At 65.4% G+C, this 14,155-nt stretch carries 14 protein-coding genes; 10 read left to right on the top strand and 4 right to left on the bottom strand.

Annotated elements, in window-relative coordinates:
- Nucleotides 1–393 precede the first annotated feature (393 nt).
- The 9 genes from L0U83_RS18845 (at nt 394) to L0U83_RS18805 (ending at nt 7,723) form a co-directional block, all read left to right on the top strand.
- The gene (locus tag L0U83_RS18845) at nt 394–1,053 is read left to right on the top strand and encodes a c-type cytochrome (protein ID WP_505882964.1); all 660 of its coding nucleotides are present in this window, start codon (nt 394–396) and stop codon (nt 1,051–1,053) included.
- Between the two features lie 94 nt (nt 1,054–1,147).
- Nucleotides 1,148–2,431 carry a c-type cytochrome gene (locus L0U83_RS18840; protein ID WP_233886567.1) on the top strand — a complete coding sequence of 428 codons (1,284 nt, stop codon included), beginning with the start codon at nt 1,148–1,150 and terminating at the stop codon, nt 2,429–2,431.
- A 7-nt stretch (nt 2,432–2,438) separates the two neighbouring features.
- Nucleotides 2,439–2,621, top strand: a complete 183-nt coding sequence (locus L0U83_RS18835) for a hypothetical protein (protein WP_028206326.1) — start codon at nt 2,439–2,441, stop codon at nt 2,619–2,621.
- 28 nt (nt 2,622–2,649) lie between these two features.
- A complete protein-coding gene (locus tag L0U83_RS18830; RefSeq protein ID WP_233885424.1) occupies nt 2,650–3,225 on the top strand; it encodes a cupredoxin domain-containing protein in 576 nt (191 codons plus the stop codon).
- On the top strand, nt 3,215–4,840 hold the full coding sequence (locus L0U83_RS18825; RefSeq protein WP_233885423.1) for a b(o/a)3-type cytochrome-c oxidase subunit 1: 1,626 nt from the start codon (nt 3,215–3,217) through the stop codon (nt 4,838–4,840). The genes L0U83_RS18830 and L0U83_RS18825 overlap by 11 nt, the downstream gene beginning before the upstream one ends.
- Complete coding sequence (locus tag L0U83_RS18820; protein WP_233885422.1) at nt 4,837–5,634, top strand: c-type cytochrome; 798 nt, start codon at nt 4,837–4,839, stop codon at nt 5,632–5,634. The genes L0U83_RS18825 and L0U83_RS18820 overlap by 4 nt, the downstream gene beginning before the upstream one ends.
- 80 nt (nt 5,635–5,714) lie before the next feature.
- Nucleotides 5,715–6,146 carry an OsmC family protein gene (locus L0U83_RS18815; protein ID WP_201695858.1) on the top strand — a complete coding sequence of 144 codons (432 nt, stop codon included), beginning with the start codon at nt 5,715–5,717 and terminating at the stop codon, nt 6,144–6,146.
- A gap of 80 nt (nt 6,147–6,226) precedes the next feature.
- Complete coding sequence (locus L0U83_RS18810) at nt 6,227–6,565, top strand: cupin domain-containing protein (protein WP_233885420.1); 339 nt, start codon at nt 6,227–6,229, stop codon at nt 6,563–6,565.
- A 198-nt stretch (nt 6,566–6,763) separates the two neighbouring features.
- Nucleotides 6,764–7,723, top strand: coding sequence for an alpha/beta fold hydrolase (locus tag L0U83_RS18805; protein WP_233885418.1), 960 nt, complete (start codon nt 6,764–6,766; stop codon nt 7,721–7,723).
- Between the two features lie 63 nt (nt 7,724–7,786).
- Here the strand turns inward: L0U83_RS18805 and L0U83_RS18800 are convergent, their stop codons facing one another.
- Entirely contained in the window at nt 7,787–9,220 is a 1,434-nt protein-coding gene (locus L0U83_RS18800; RefSeq protein ID WP_233885416.1) for a cytochrome-c peroxidase, read from the bottom strand.
- A 184-nt stretch (nt 9,221–9,404) separates the two neighbouring features.
- Nucleotides 9,405–11,090 (bottom strand): phospholipase C, encoded by a 1,686-nt coding sequence (locus tag L0U83_RS18795; protein ID WP_233886566.1) that lies wholly within the window; start codon nt 11,088–11,090, stop codon nt 9,405–9,407.
- Between the two features lie 622 nt (nt 11,091–11,712).
- On the opposite strand from L0U83_RS18795, the gene L0U83_RS18790 reads away from it, so the two are divergent.
- Nucleotides 11,713–11,970: a hypothetical protein gene (locus L0U83_RS18790; RefSeq protein WP_233885415.1), complete on the top strand. Its 258-nt coding sequence runs from the start codon at nt 11,713–11,715 to the stop codon at nt 11,968–11,970.
- Between the two features lie 223 nt (nt 11,971–12,193).
- Here the strand turns inward: L0U83_RS18790 and L0U83_RS18785 are convergent, their stop codons facing one another.
- Nucleotides 12,194–12,598 (bottom strand): DUF302 domain-containing protein, encoded by a 405-nt coding sequence (locus L0U83_RS18785; RefSeq protein ID WP_233885413.1) that lies wholly within the window; start codon nt 12,596–12,598, stop codon nt 12,194–12,196.
- Between the two features lie 106 nt (nt 12,599–12,704).
- Nucleotides 12,705–14,147: an MFS transporter gene (locus tag L0U83_RS18780; RefSeq protein ID WP_233885411.1), complete on the bottom strand. Its 1,443-nt coding sequence runs from the start codon at nt 14,145–14,147 to the stop codon at nt 12,705–12,707.
- Nucleotides 14,148–14,155 lie beyond the last annotated feature (8 nt).

The following is a 14,155-nucleotide window of genomic DNA, read 5'->3' as shown; positions in this document are numbered from 1 at the left end:
GCGGCTGAGGACATCCTATGACTACGTGATCGACGCGATCCGGGCAAGCCTGAACACAGCACAAAATCCCACCTGCTAAATGATCCTCATTTTATTTCGTATTCCGATGCAATTTTCGACTCGCTTTCCCGTAACGAGAAACACATATCGTTGTGTTAGCAAACATATCGTGCAGTTGGGATCGGAGCAAATTTATTTGTACATCCTGGCTGCACAAGTCGGCGTTCTCCGATAATCTCCACGAAAAGGTGCGCGCCCGGCCGTCATAGAAAACGAGAATCCCCACGGACGACGCCTCAACTGATATCGAATCGCAACGCGTTTGTGTAGTCACATTCCGTACCGAGGGAATCATTGAGAAACCGCATCGTCTTCCTCATCCTTGCGCTCGCGCTGCCATGGGCGCCGCTTTTGGCGGCGCCGCCCGCCGAGCCCGCGCCTGACACGATGCAGGCCCGCGTGATGGGTTGCGCGGCCTGCCACGGCGCGCACGGCGAAGGCACCGACAACGACTACTTCCCGCGTCTCGCGGGCAAGCCGGCGGGCTATCTGTTCAACCAGCTCGTCGCCTTCCGCGACGGTGGCCGCAGTTATCCGCCCATGAACTATCTGCTGGCGTATCTGCCCGACGCCTACCTCAAGCAGATCGCGGAGTTCTTCTCGCAGCAGCACCCGCCTTATCCGCCGCCCGCGAAGCCCACGGTCGATGCGGCCACGCTCGCGCTCGGCAAGACGCTCGTCCTGAACGGCGACAGCAAGCGCAACGTGCCCGCCTGCGCAGGCTGCCACGGCGCCTCGCTCACGGGCATGCAACCGGCCATTCCGGGTCTCGTGGGCCTGCATCCGAATTACATCAGCGCGCAGCTCGGCGCATTCCGCTACGGCACGCGCCGCGCCGCCGCGCCGGACTGCATGCACGACATCGCCACCCGTCTCGCCGACCGCGATATCACCGCGATCGCGGCATGGCTCTCGTCGCAACCCGCGCCTGCCGATGCGACGCCAGCGGCGGCCTCGCCGCTGCCGCTCGCGTGCGGCAGCGTCCATAACTAGCCGGGGCCTCGACGTGCGCAGACTTCGATCCCTTCTCCCCGCATCGCTCAAGCCGTTCGGCGCTCGCCTGTCGTTCGCGGCAGCCACGCTGTGCATGGGCGCCGCGGTCGCGCTCGCGCAAACGGCCGCGCCCCACGCGAACGCAGCCGACGCGGCAAGCGCCGCAGCAGCAGCAGCCGCGGCCAATGCCAAGCCGATCGCGAGCAACGCCGAACAGATCGCACGCGGCGAATACCTCGCACGCGCCGGCGACTGTATCGCTTGCCACACGGTGCCCTCCGAACAGATGTTCGGCGGCGGCCGTCCGATGGAAACGCCCTTCGGCACGCTCTACACGCCGAACATCTCGTCGGACAAGACGTTCGGCATCGGCGCGTGGACCGCCGATGAGTTCTACCGCATGTTGCACGAGGGCAAATCGCGCGACGGCACGCTGCTCTATCCGGCCATGCCGTTCGCGTCGTACACGAAGGTCACGCGCGCGGACTCGGACGCCATTTTCGCTTACCTGCTCTCCACGCCGGCCGTGCACAAGGAGAACCGCGCACACGACCTGCGCTTCCCGTATAACAAGCGCGCGCTGCTGCTCGGCTGGCGCACGCTGTTCTTCCGCCAGGGCGAGTTCAAACCCGACCCGGCGCAGTCCGCCGAATGGAATCGCGGCGCGTATCTCGTGCAAGGCCTCGGCCACTGCACGATGTGCCACACGGCCATCAACGCGCTCGGCGGTAACTCGGCGTCGAAGGAGTTCCAGGGCGGCTTGATTCCCGTGCAGAACTGGTACGCGCCCTCGCTCACGTCGAACAAGGAAGCGGGCCTCGGCGACTGGAGCATCGAGGACATCGTCGATCTGTTGCACGCGGGCGTGTCCAAACGCGGCGCTGTGTACGGACCGATGGCCGAAGTGGTCTACGACAGCTTCCAGTACCTCACCGAAGACGATGTGCGCGCCGTAGCCGTGTATCTGAAATCGCTGCCGGGCCACAACAACGAAGTCGACAAGTCGCCCAAGAGCACCTTCGTGTCGGAGGAAGCCGCCCGCCTCGTGCCGCTCGGCAAGAAGATCTACGAGTCGCAGTGCGCGGTCTGCCATGCGACCGAAGGCCAGGGCAAGCCGCCGCATTTCCCGCCGCTTGCCGACAACCAGTCCATTCAGATGAACTCGGCCGTGAACCCCATCCGCATGGTGCTCAACGGCGGCTATGCGCCGGGCACGCGCAAGAACCCCATGCCCTATGGCATGCCGCCCTTCGCGCAGTCGCTCTCCGATGAAGAAGTGGCGGCCGTTGTCACGTATATCCGCACGGCGTGGGGCAATCACGGCACGCCGGTTTCCGAACATGAAGTGAACGCGCTGCGTTCCGCGCCGCTTTTCTGAGGCTGCGATGATCGAAACTCCCGTACCCGAACAACCGGGCGAGCGCCCGCAACACGAACAGGTCGACGAGATCGTGGCCAGCGGCCCGGGCGGCGCGCTCGCGGTAGCGGGCATCGCCACGGCGATCGTGGCCGCGCTCTGGTTCATCTTCTACTTCGTCGTGTTCCTGCCGCGCGGCGTCATCCAATAGACCAGACAGACAAGAAAAGGCCGGCCTCATGTCGAATCCGCTCGATAACCATGCCAGTGCCGAAGTCGCCGCGCGCGTCGAGCGCCGCTGGGCGACGCTCATGGTGGCGTTCGTCTCCCTGCTCGTGGCCGTGGTGGTATTCACGGGCCTGCACTGGGCCATGATGCCGCCCTCGCGCGTGGAGCTCGTCAATCCGGAAACGCTGCACGTGTCCGGCGAATTCGTCGAATCGAACCTCGGTAGTGCAGTCGAAACCGACGGCTCCGTGACGGTGCGCATTCTCGCGCAACAGTACTCGTTCACGCCGCAATGCATCGTCGTTCCCGCGAACACGCCGATTACGTTCCGCGCGACGAGCGCCGATGTCGTGCACGGCTTTCTCGTCACCGACACCAACCTGAACTCGATGGTCGAGCCCGGCTACATCTCGACGTTCCGCACGACCTTCGACAAACCCGCCGACCACCTCATGCCGTGCCACGAATACTGCGGCACGGGCCACCAGGGCATGTGGGCCCACGTGAAGGTCATCGACAAGGATGCCTTCATGCAGATGGCGAACCAGGCAGGCAATTCAGCGCGGAGACTCAGCTGTGTTAAATAACAAGCGACTCGTACTCGCCCACTTCTGGCTCGCGTTCATCGTGTTCGGCGTGGCGCTGCTGCTCGGCGCGTGGCAGATGTTCGTGCGCAGCCCGATGCACCCATGGCTCAACGACCCCGAGCTGTACTACCGCTCGGTCACGGAGCACGGCACCGTGATGGGCTACGTGTTTCCCACGCTCATCGCCATGGGCTTCGGCTACGCGGTCAGCGAGCTGGCGCTCAAGCGCCCGCTCGTCGGCGTGAAGTGGGCCTGGCTCGGCTTCATCCTGCTTGCGCTCGGCGCCGTCACGGCCTCGGTGCCCGTAGCGCTCGGGCTCGCCTCGGTGCTCTACACGTTCTACCCGCCGATGATCGGCAACGTGTTCTATTACCTGGGCGTCGTGCTCGTCGTGGTGGGCTCGTGGGTCTGGGTCGCGCTGATGGGCGTGAACACCGCGAAATGGAAGCGCGAGAATCGCGGCAAGCCTCTGCCGCTCGCCATGTTCGCGACCACGGCGGGTGCGTATCTCTGGGGCTGGACCGCGGTGGGCGCGGCTATCGAAGTGCTGTTCCAGATCCTGCCCGTGGCCTTCGGATGGCGCAATACCATCGACGCGGGCCTCGCGCGCGTGTTCTTCTCCTGGACGCTGCACGCCATCGTCTACTTCTGGCTCGTGCCCGCCTATATCGCGTACTACACGATCATCCCGCGCGCGATCGGCGGCCGGCTCTACAGCGACGTCATGGCGCGCATCTCGTTCATCCTGTTTCTCGTGGTGGCCATGCCGATCGGCCTGCACCACCTCTTCACCGATCCGCAGGTGGGCTCGGGCTTCAAGTTCGTGCAGTCGGTGTTCACGGCGCTCGTCTCCGTGCCCACGCTCCTTACCGTGTTCACGATCTGCGCGTCGGTTGAAATCGCGGGGCGGCTGCGCGGCGGCAAGGGGCCGTTTGGCTGGATCGCGAAGCTGCCGTGGCAGAACCCGCAAATGCTGGCCGTGGCGTTCTCGTTCGTCATGCTTGGTTTTGGCGGCGCGGGCGGCCTCATCAACATGAGCTACCAGCTCGACCAGTCCGTGCACAACACGCAATGGATCACGGGCCACTTTCACCTGATCTATGGCGGCGCGATCGTCATCATGTACTTCGCCATTGCCTACGACCTGTGGCCGCAGATCACCGGCCGCGCGCTCAACAACTGGCGCCTCATGCGCTGGCAGCTGTGGCTGTGGTTCATCGGCATGATCGTGACGACCTTCCCGTGGCACCTGGTCGGCCTCATGGGCATGCCGCGGCGCATGGCCTACTACGATTACAGCGACCCGGCGCTCGCGGGCCAGGGCGCGCTCGTGGCGCTTTCCGCAATTGGCGGACTGATCCTCGTGATTTCGGCGGTGCTGTTCTTCATCGTGCTGGTCCAGGGTCATCGCAGCGAGGCGGCCGCGCTCGAGGAATATCGCTTCAGCAAGCCGGTGCACGAGTCGGCCACGCTGCCGGTGGCGCTCAATAGCTTCGGGCTGTGGATCGTGCTGATGATCGCCCTCACGATCACCAACTACGGTTACCCGATCGCGCAGCTGCTGGCGACGCCCGAAACGGCCGTGCCCGCGATCCCGATTGGAGCACAGCGATGAGCGACGAACGCCTGTTCTCGTTTCGCAATGTGTGGTTTCGCACGGGCGTGGGCACGGCGATCGTCGTGTTCGTCCTCTCCGTGCTGATCGGCTTCATCTGGCTGCCTTCCGCCAAGAGCGACCCGTATTTTCAGGGCATCTGGACGGCGATCTGCAGCGCGGCCGGCGTGCCGCGCCAGTGGCATCCGGTCGAATCGGCGGTCGCACCGGGCTACCAGTTGAGCCAGGTCGAACTCACGCCGCACATGCTCGACGGCGCGACGACCCTCTCGATTGGCCGCGGCGCGACACTCGCCTTGCGCTGCACGATGTGCCATGGTCCGCGCGGCATCAGCATGGCCAATTCGCCGAATCTGGCGGGCCAGTTCGCCATCGTGGTCTTCAAGGAACTGCACGACTTCCAGACCGGCGCGCGCCAGAACGCGGTGATGTCGCCCATGGCGCGCGATCTGTCCGACGAAGACATGCGCGACCTCGCGGCGTACTACGCCTCGCTGCAGCCGATCGCGCACCTGCATGGCGGCGCGCCCGGCATCGTCGTGCACGGGGCGCCGCTGCGCAATATACCCGCGTGCGCGTCCTGCCATGGCGGCGTGGACAGCAAGATCGGCAGCCCGTGGCTCGACGGTTTGCCTGCCGCGTACACGAAGGCGCAACTGCTCGCGTTCGCGAACGGCACGCGGCATAACGACATTTCCGAGCAGATGCGCAACATCGCGCGCAACATGACGCCCGAGGAAATCGACGCGGCCGCCGCCTGGTATGCGGGCGAAACGCCGCCGAAGCAACCCTGAACCCAACCACGCGGGAGATGCAGCGGTACGCAAATTGCGCGCCCTGCACGTCCCTCATCCCACAAACGCGGAGCGACATCATGCAAAAGACGGCATCGGCAAAATGGCACGGCGGAATCAAGGACGGTCAGGGCACGATCTCGACGCAAACCGGCGTGCTCAAAGAAGCGCCCTATGGCTTCGCCTCACGCTTCGAAGGCGGTCCCGGCACCAACCCCGAGGAGCTGATCGGTGCGGCGCACGCGGGCTGCTTCACGATGGCGTTCTCGCTCTTTCTCACCCAGGCGGGTTTCACGGCCGAGAGCATCGAGACGAAATCGACCGTTACGCTAGACAAGGTAGGCGAAGGCTTCGCCATCACGAGCTGCCAGCTCGACATGACCGCGAAGATTCCCGGTATCGATCAAGCGAAGTTCGACGAGCTTTCGAAGGGCGCCAAGGAGAACTGCCCGGTGTCGAAGCTCTTCGCCAACAACGCGAAGATCACGCTCAACGCGACGCTCGTCGCCTGAGGGCGCGCCGGAAGCGCTTGGCTACTGCCGGCTCGCACGCGCCACGCGTGCGTTGCCGGCTTCATCGATGAGAGACTGCCATGGCCATCCCCCACGCCGCGCCGGGCGAGGTGTTCGACGCGCGACCGCTAGGCGCGGCGCTCAAGAACGCGAAGTCGACGACCCTGATCCGCGCGCAGCAACTCGAGGTGATGCGGCTCGTGCTGCCAGCGGGCAAGCGCGTGCCCGAGCACAGTGTGCCGGGTGAGATCACGGTGCAATGCGTCGAGGGCGTGATCCGCTTCTTCGTGAACGGCGACCCGCGCACCATGCATGCTGGTGACATGCTGCTGCTCGGCGGCGGAGAAACGCATGCGCTGGAGGCGCTCGACGACGCCTCGGTGATCGTCACGATCCATCTTGCCCCCGCAGGCAAGTAGCCGCGCAGCGCAGCGGCGCTTTGCCCACGCGGCTCGTCGCGCTCACTGCCGCGCCTTCTCCGGCAGTGGACCGTACGCCCCCTAACTCGTTCGAAGCTTTCGAACATCTGCATCAAGTCCTTGGCACGGCAAACCGTGCCCGCGGGACGATCATGGGTTGGTACGCAACCGCGTTCAGACAACCCACGGAGTTCCGCGATGAAATCCTTACGCATGCTCAAGCGGCTCGGCGCCGCCCTCTTCTGCGCCGCGGCCCTGGCGCCGGCCCTTTCCGCAACGGCGGCGGCCGCTGCGCAATCCGCCGCGATCACCCGGCACGACATCGAGGCAAATGGCCTGCGCCTCCATTATCTGCAGGCCGGCAGCCAGCAGAACGACGCCACCCCGGTGCTGCTGCTGCACGGCTATGCCGAGACCAGCCATATGTGGCAACCGCTCATGGCGCAGCTAGGAGAGCAGCGAATCGTGATCGCGCCGGACCTGCCCGGGGCGGGCAATTCGGAAATTCCGGCCAGCGGCTACGACAAGAAGACGCTCGCGCAGGATATCCACGCCATGGTGCAGGCGCTCGGCTATCGCAAGGTCAAGCTCGTGGGTCATGACATCGGGCTGATGGTCGCCTATGCCTATGCGGCGCAATACCCCGACGAAGTCGAGAGCATCACGCTCATGGACGCTTTCCTGCCCGGCGTAGGCGACTGGCAAAAGGTCTGGCTGCTGCGCGACAAGTGGCACTTCAACTTCTATGGGCCAACTCCGCTCGCGCTCGTGGAAGGCCGTGAGCGCATCTACTTCGAGCACTTCTGGAACGACTTCGCTGCGGACCCGAAGCACTCGGTTCCGGAAGCGGACCGCGAACGCTATGCAGCCGCCTATGCGCGCCCTGGCCGCATGAAGGCCGGGTTCGAGTACTTCCACGCGTTCCCGCAGGACGCAGCCGATTTCGCCGCGTTCGCGAAAACGCCGCTTACTATGCCGATGCTCGTACTGGCGGGCGAGAAGGCGTCCGGCACGTTCCTCATCGACCAGGCGCGGCTCGTGGATACGAACGCGCAGGGCGTCGTGATCCCGGGCGCCGGGCACTGGCTCATGGAAGAAGCGCCGGCCCCCACGATGGCGGCGATCGAGAAGTTCGTCGACGGCACGCCGGCACACTAAAGCGCGACGCAATGATCCTGTCCGCGACCCGGCCAAATACCACCGGGCTGCGGACCGCCCCGCTCACTGCTTCGACGGCACTGGATCGTCGTTGAGCGTCTTGAGAAACGCGATGATGTCCTGAATATCGCTTTGCGTCATCGCGGGCTTGTCGCCGAACTTGCGGTCGAAGGGCGCATCGGTCACGTCCACGTTCTTCTGGAACTGCGGCGGGATATCGTCGTACTTGTCGATCTTGCCGTCGGGGCCGTGCGGATAGAACTTGCCCGGGTCCGTATTGCGATCGTTGTAGAACGCCATCACGTCGTCGAGGTTGTGGTACACGCCGTTGTGGAAAAACACCGTACGCGTGGCCGAATTGCGCAGCGTGGGCGTGAGGAACATGCCGCAGTACTGCGTCTGGTCCTTGAAATCCGAGCGGAACGGGCCGCATACCCCCAGATCGAAGAAGTGCGGGTCCTTGTTCTGCGCGAGCTTGTTGTTGCGCGGCACGCCCAGCGCCTCGTACTGATAGTCCGTAAACATGGGCGGCAGGCCGTCCTTGCCGGGCTTCGAGATGTGGCAGCCCGCGCAGTTCGCCTTGTTCGGGTCGTTGAACAGACGCAGCCCGCGCAGCTCGGCTTGTGAAAGGCGCTCATGGCCTTCGAGCCAGCGGTCGTACTTGCTGTTATACGGATGGAACGACTGATCTTCCACCTGGTAGCGCGAGATGGCGAACATCGCTTCGGCCACGGACATCTTCGGATCGCTGAAGATTCGGTCTCCGAACAACTCCGTGAAGTGCCTGGCGTACGGCGCTTTCTCGAGCTTCGCCGCGACCTGTTCGATGCTCGTGTTCGCCATTTCCACGGGATTGAGCAGCGGGCCATACGCCTGCTGCTGCAGCGTGTCGGCGCGTCCGTCCCAGAAGAGGCCGCCCTGCGGCACCATCTCCACTGAGGTCGATGCGCCGCCCGCCACCTTCTGCGACTTCACGACGTCGGCTGCGGCCGTGGCCTGCTGGGCGACCGTCGGCGCGTCGTCGTTTTCGCCCTGGTCGGGCCCGATGCTGAAGTTCGGCTGACGGTACAGGTACATCAACGAAGGCGGCGGCCGATAACCCTGCTGGTTCATCGCGAGGCCGCCCATCTGCACGTCGTGCCCATTGGGAGGACCGTAGGAACGGTCTGGGCTATGGCACGAAGCACAGGACTGCTGACCGGAGCCCGAGAGCGCCGGATCGAAGAAGAGTTGTTTGCCGAGCTGCGCCATCGCCGAAAGCGGCGCGACGGGCGGGCGCTGCAGCACCACGGGGTGCGGATTCGCGCCGGTCAGGTTCTCGACGACCTCGCCCACGGCATCGGGCACGTTGGCCGGAAACGCCACGGCGTAAGCGCAAAAACCCAGTGCGCCGAGCGCAATCACGGCGGCGGCGGCGCGCAGGACGAGCCGCACGGGGCTCGACGCGTTGCGCGGTTTGGGTGAAGACGGTGCAGGCGAACTGGAAAGCTCGGACATGATTCGATCTTTCTTTGCGTAATACCACGAGAAGGAAAAGCCGAACGCCGCGAGCATCCAGCGAACGTCAAAGCTGGCGTGCAACGCGGCGAGAGCCACACGACGTGACAACGGCGCGAGGCCGGCCGCCCTGCACGCGCGGGACTTGCGCGTGCGGACGGCCGAGACTCGCGCCGGACGTCGATCAAATCGACGGTGCGGAGCTCAACTGCGTGCCCAGCGTGCCGTCGAGATACAACACCGGCAAATTACCCGTACCGCTAAAGTTAAACAGCGCGCGCATGTCGCCTGCGGCTGCGTCGAACGAACCGCCGCCAAGACGTGCGCCGCCGAGCCAGTTGTCTTCGATGAAGCGCACGACCGATGCTTGATCGATGAACGTATGGTCGACGTAGTTGGCCTTCGCCCACGGCGAGATCACGAGGAACGGGATGCGCGTGCCCGGACCGCAGCGGCCGTTGACCGGCGCGCCAGCGATGCCCGTAGGCTGCGTGCCCGTGCCGCAAACGCCGTTGCCGTTGAGCTGGTCTGCCGCGTTCAGCGACGAGTGCATCGGCGCCATGTACTGGTGGTCGTACCAGCCGTCCGAATCGTCATAGGTCACGACGACAGCCGTGTTCTTCCAGTCGGGCTGCTGCATCAGGAAGTTCACGACCTTGGTCACGAACTGCTGCTCGTCGAGCGGGTCCGAATAGCCCGCGTGCGCGTCCTGGGCAGCCGGCGCCTTGAGGAAGCTCACCGACGGGAAGTTGCCCGCCTTCACAGCCGCGAAGAAGTCGTCCGAGTCGTACTGGTGGTTCGCCGGGTCCAGCGTCTTGCCGTCCGATTCGAGCGTCGAGCCAATGGCCGCCGTCGAGCTCGGGCGCAAGTGCTGCGGGTTCGCGGTCGACTTGAAGTACTGGAACCAGTTGTGGTGCGGGCTGTAGTCGGCAGTCGCGGCGTTCACGGCCGTCGCGACCGTGCTGCGCAAGCAGCCCGTCGTGCCGTTCGCGTTGACCGTCTGCAGGTTGAAGCCGCCCATGAAGCCGCCCCACGAGATCTTCTGCGCGTTCAGCAGGTCGCCGATGTTCTGCGCGTTGATCATGCCCTGGTCGCTCTTGCTCGAGCACGTGTCGTAGCCCGGGTCCACGTCGCCCATCATCGTCAGGCCGCCTGCACCGTCTTCGATGTAGTACGTGGGCGCCGCAACCGTCGAAGGCTGCTTCGACGTGTTCACGAGTTCGAGGCCGTTGGTCTGGCCCGACACGACTTCGAGTGCGCCCGGCGTCGACGGACCGTAGGTCGTGGTCCATGCGTTGTCGCTCATGGCGAACTTCTGCGCGTAGTTCCACATCGCCGTGACGGTGTTGCCGTCGTAATAGCCCATCACCTGGCCCTTCGTGCCGAAGGCGCCCGCGCCGCCGCTCGTGCCCTTACCCGTGTACGTCGGGAACAGGTCGAGCAAGCCGTTGTCGCCGGCCTGCTGCTCGGCCGTGTAGGCGTGGTTCTGGTCGGCCGTGGCGGCTTGCGTGCGGTCGAGGCGGAACGGCGGCGACGCGTTCGCGCCGTTGAGCGTCGTGTTCGCATTGCCGTTCGAGTTGATCAGCGCGGTGGTGAGGCCGTTGACCGTCGGCGTGCCCGAAGCCGCCGCGAAGGCAGGCTCGCCGCTGGGGTTCGTGGCGTTCGGGTAGGTGGCGAAGTAGTGGTCGAACGAAACGTTCTCGCCGTAGATCACGACGAGGTGCTTGATCGGCGTGGCCGTCGACAACGTGTCTTGTGCCGACGCGGTAGCGGCTGCAGAAGTCCCCGAATTCGAATTGCTGCTGCCACATGCAAACAGTGCGGCAGCGAGGCCCGCACAAGGCAGGGCGAGTAATGCTCGGCGATACAACATGTAGTTAGGCTCCATCGATTGTTTGAGTTGCTTTTTAGAGTCCTTTAGACGCGGCGCGCACAAGTGAGCCCTGCCACCACGCCTTCAGGCGGGCCCTATCCATTCTGCGCACGGGCCCCATGCGCCTTACATCAGAGCGAGCGCATTACAACATCGCAAGATGACTACACGGCGACCGTTTAATTTCCGAATACTTTCATCGAGTTTCAAAACCGAAAGAATCGCGGGCAGGGCTGTGGGTGCGGGGATCTGGATTCGGCCCTGGATTCGGGCCGCGCGCGGGGCCGGGGTTCAGCCCATTGCACTCCGTGGGGCGCGAGCTATAACTGAAACTACAGTGCGGATGTTCTCTGCGCGCCCGCTCGCCCCTTCTTCTTGCGTCGCGCCGCGCTGTGCCGCCCCCGAATGCGTGGGCGCGCTTCTTACGTGAGTAGTGAGCTAAGACGTTCGGCAGCCGTGCGCTGCGCGCAGGCATCCCGACTTTCCAGATGAGTGTGCGGCTTCAGGCTTTGCCTCTCGCTCGCGCGCACCTTCGCCGCGGAGTCACTCCGCCGTTATCCCGCAGTGACTTCGTCATTGCCGCGAAGGCGCACTCACGAACTCGAGAAAGGAGGTTGATATGACATTCCGCCTGGCATTGATCGCCACATGCGTGGCGGCCGTGGCAACCGTCGCGCCCGGCACGGCGCGCGCGAAGGACGAGCCTGTCTCGCAGGAGCGCGCGCATCAGACGATGACCGATGACGCCGATGCTTCGGCTCAGGCCGGCACCGACATGTCGTACGGCGGCACGCCCGAAACGCACAGCGCCTCGGGCCATCGCACGGGCAAGATGTGCTGGCCGCGTCCCGATTGCGATGTGTTTTCTCGCCACTGAAATTTGGCCGCTGAAGTTCGGCCACTGAGCCGCACCCGGTAATCGAGCGCCCATGAACCCCTGAGGCGGCGGCGCGCAAGATCCGCCGCCCTCGTCTTTCATTCTTTCAATGCCTGCGCGCGGCGTGGCCGCCGCTTTACGCGCGCCGGGCGAAGCCCGCTGCGCGCCGCGCCTGTCAATTTTTAAGCGCCTGTCGAAGATGGGCGTGCAGCGCGTTTGCCGTTTATTGCACGGCAGCCTGCAGCAGCCCCACCACCCGCTGCAGCGGCACAAGCACTTCGGTGTCGATGCCATAGAGCGGGCCAAGCGTCTGCGAGACGTCGCGATAGTCGAGCCGCGTGTGTCCTTCGTTGTCTTCCCAGATCACCATGCGCAGCGGCAACTCCACCGCCGCGTGCGGGTTGGCCGCCATGACGGGCGTACCCGCCTTCGGATTGCCGAACAGGATGAGACGCGTGCGGCGCAGGCTGAGCCCCGCGGTCTCGGCGGCTTCGCGCTGGTCGACGTCGGCGAAGATGCCCGCGCCCGCTTTGGCCAGCGCAGCCTTCAGGCGCGCGATCGTCGTGTCGAAGTCGTGGGCGCTCTTGAGCGTCAGCACGGACGAGGGATGTTGCCCGTATTCGGCCATGACAAAACTCCTCCTATGGCGCACGGCCCGCGCGAATGCGCGATGCATGCAACGGCACTGTATCCCAGAATTCGCAGTGGATGATCCAGGGCGCGCGCAGGAAGATTCAGGCTCTTTGCTTCGCGGCACGCGTCTTCTTTTCGTTGCGCGGCGGGGCGGCATGCGCGACGTGAGCGATGCGGAGGGACCACGCTCGCCACCACGCCCACGCCGCTGCCGCCGAGAGCACGGCGGCGACCAGCAGATTCACGCGCATGCCCGCACCGATCGACGCGCGCCCCGCGATCATCGCGCCCGCAACGGCCACGCCGAGCGCCGCGCCGGTCTGCCGGGCGGCGTTGAGCACGCCGGCCGCGATCCCCGCGCGGCCCTGATCGACCGTCGCCATGAGCGCCGCCGTGGCCGCGGGCGTGATGAGGCTCGCGGCGAAACCGATGGCCGGCAGCGGCAGGGCCAGCAAGTCGTATCGCGCCATCGTCCCGCATACGGCCGCGCCGAGATAGCCCGCTCCCGCGAGCAGGCACGCGAGCGCGACGAGCGCGCGCGGTCCGAGCCACGCGACCGCGCGCCGCGAAAGCAGGCTGCCGACCGGCACCACCACGGTGAGCGGCAGGAAAGCGAGGCCCGCGCGCAACGGCGCGTAGCCGCGCTCCTGCTGGAGATACAGGCTGAGTCCGAATAGCAGACCGTAGAACGTGAACGCAGAAATCATCGAGACCAGCACGGCTGCGCTGAACACGGGCTCGCGGAAGAAGCCGAGCGGCAGCATCGGCTGCGCGCGGTGCTTTTCGAGCGCGACGAAGGCGATCGCCGATGCGCATGCCAGCGCAAGACCGCCCGCGACGATCGGTGCGTGCCAGCCATACGCTGGCGCTTCGATGATGGCCGCATTGAGCAGCGCCAGCGCCGCGATGGCCGCTGTCTGGCCCGCGAGATCGATCCGGCGGGGCGCGCCTGGGCGCAACTGCGGCGCCACGCGCGCGGCCATGAAAATGCCCGCGAGGCAGACCGGCACATTGAGCAAGAAGATGCTGCGCCAGCCGGCGAACCCGATCAGCACGCCGCCCAGCAACGGACCCGCCGCCATCGCGACGCCCCCCAGTCCGGCCCACACGCCAAAGGCGGCGGCACGCTCGCGCGGGTTGGCGCACGCGCCGTTGATGAGCGCCATCGATGCAGGCACGAGCAGCGCCGCGCCCATGCCTTGCAGCACGCGTCCGAGCGTGAGCAGCGCGAGGCTCGGCGCGGCGCCACACAATGCCGAGGCCGCGGTGAAGACCGCGAGCCCGGCCATATAGACATGCCGCGCGCCGAGCCGGTCGCCGAGCGTGCCGCCCGAAAGCAGCAGGCTCGCGAACGTGAGCGTATAGGCGTTCACGACCCATTGCAGGCCCGCCACGCCGCCCGCAAGCGTCGCTCCGATGCGCTCCAGCGCGACGTTGACGATCGAGGTGTCGAGGATCACCACGACATAGCTGATGCTCGTGGCCCAAAGGACGCGCCGTTGCTGCTCGCGGCTGTCTGTATCGTGCGTCTTGTGCATCTGCATGGGCTCTC

The organism is Paraburkholderia flagellata (assembly GCF_021390645.1).
Taxonomy (GTDB): Bacteria; Pseudomonadota; Gammaproteobacteria; order Burkholderiales; family Burkholderiaceae; genus Paraburkholderia; species Paraburkholderia flagellata.
Note: the sequence above shows the minus strand (reverse complement) of the source record. Positions and strands in the feature narration are given on the sequence as shown.

Excerpts from the sequence above, each read along its gene's own strand:
- L0U83_RS18820 (WP_233885422.1), top strand. The coding sequence starts at position 4,837 with ATGAGCGACGAACGCCTGTTCTCGTTTCGCAATGTGTGGTTTCGCACG.
- L0U83_RS18790 (WP_233885415.1), top strand. The coding sequence starts at position 11,713 with ATGACATTCCGCCTGGCATTGATCGCCACATGCGTGGCGGCCGTGGCA.
- L0U83_RS18800 (WP_233885416.1), bottom strand. The coding sequence starts at position 9,220 with ATGTCCGAGCTTTCCAGTTCGCCTGCACCGTCTTCACCCAAACCGCGC.
- L0U83_RS18810 (WP_233885420.1), top strand. The coding sequence starts at position 6,227 with ATGGCCATCCCCCACGCCGCGCCGGGCGAGGTGTTCGACGCGCGACCG.
- L0U83_RS18835 (WP_028206326.1), top strand. The coding sequence starts at position 2,439 with ATGATCGAAACTCCCGTACCCGAACAACCGGGCGAGCGCCCGCAACAC.
- L0U83_RS18815 (WP_201695858.1), top strand. The coding sequence starts at position 5,715 with ATGCAAAAGACGGCATCGGCAAAATGGCACGGCGGAATCAAGGACGGT.
- L0U83_RS18780 (WP_233885411.1), bottom strand. The coding sequence starts at position 14,147 with ATGCAGATGCACAAGACGCACGATACAGACAGCCGCGAGCAGCAACGG.
- L0U83_RS18785 (WP_233885413.1), bottom strand. The coding sequence starts at position 12,598 with ATGGCCGAATACGGGCAACATCCCTCGTCCGTGCTGACGCTCAAGAGC.
- L0U83_RS18805 (WP_233885418.1), top strand. The coding sequence starts at position 6,764 with ATGAAATCCTTACGCATGCTCAAGCGGCTCGGCGCCGCCCTCTTCTGC.
- L0U83_RS18840 (WP_233886567.1), top strand. The coding sequence starts at position 1,148 with ATGGGCGCCGCGGTCGCGCTCGCGCAAACGGCCGCGCCCCACGCGAAC.
- L0U83_RS18830 (WP_233885424.1), top strand. The coding sequence starts at position 2,650 with ATGTCGAATCCGCTCGATAACCATGCCAGTGCCGAAGTCGCCGCGCGC.